Annotated in this window: 1 protein-coding gene; it reads right to left on the reverse strand. The window is 65.0% G+C overall.

Going from position 1 to position 591, the window contains the following annotated elements; all coding sequences use genetic code 11:
* The coding region (locus HPA01S_RS22475; RefSeq protein ID WP_281193173.1) for a flagellin at positions 1–591 on the reverse strand (591 nt) is incomplete at both ends.

Below are 591 nucleotides of genomic sequence, written 5' to 3' on the forward strand. Positions count from 1 at the left end.
GCGGCGGAGATGTTCTCGCCGGTGATCTGGATGTTGGCCACGGCGTTCTCGAAGCGGCTTTGCAGGGCACCGAGGTCGGCACGCGAGCTGTTGATGGCGTTGATCGCGTTGTCGATCACTTTCAGTGCCAACTGGGAATCGCCGAAGCTGTTCACGTTGATGTCTGAGGCGAAGCGGTTGCTGGCAGCGCCTGCGATGACAGGGGCTGCCGCACTGGCGGTGGTGCCCCAGGCTGCGCCGGTGAAATCACCCGCCACGAGCGTGCGATCGGAGAACACTTCCATGCCGCTGACGGCGCCTGCTGTGTACGTGGCGCGGGCGAAGATGCCGGTGTTGGAGGACTTGGCATTGATCGCATCGATCACCTGCGTGGTGCGCTCAGCGCCCGTGGCCGCTGCGGCAATCGGACCCAGAGAGACACCGCCCACGCTCAGCGCGCCGTCGGCGATGGCGGTGAGGGTGCCGGCGTTGCCAGCCGCGGCGGTGTTGATGGAGGTTCTTCCCAGGGTGCTCGAGTTGGCCGAGACGATGCTGTCGATGGCAATGCCTTCACCGGCGTTGGCACCCACCTGGAAAGTGGCGTTGGCAAAA

Origin of the sequence: Hydrogenophaga palleronii NBRC 102513 (assembly GCF_001571225.1) — a bacterium.
Classification (GTDB): Bacteria; Pseudomonadota; Gammaproteobacteria; order Burkholderiales; family Burkholderiaceae_C; genus Hydrogenophaga; species Hydrogenophaga palleronii.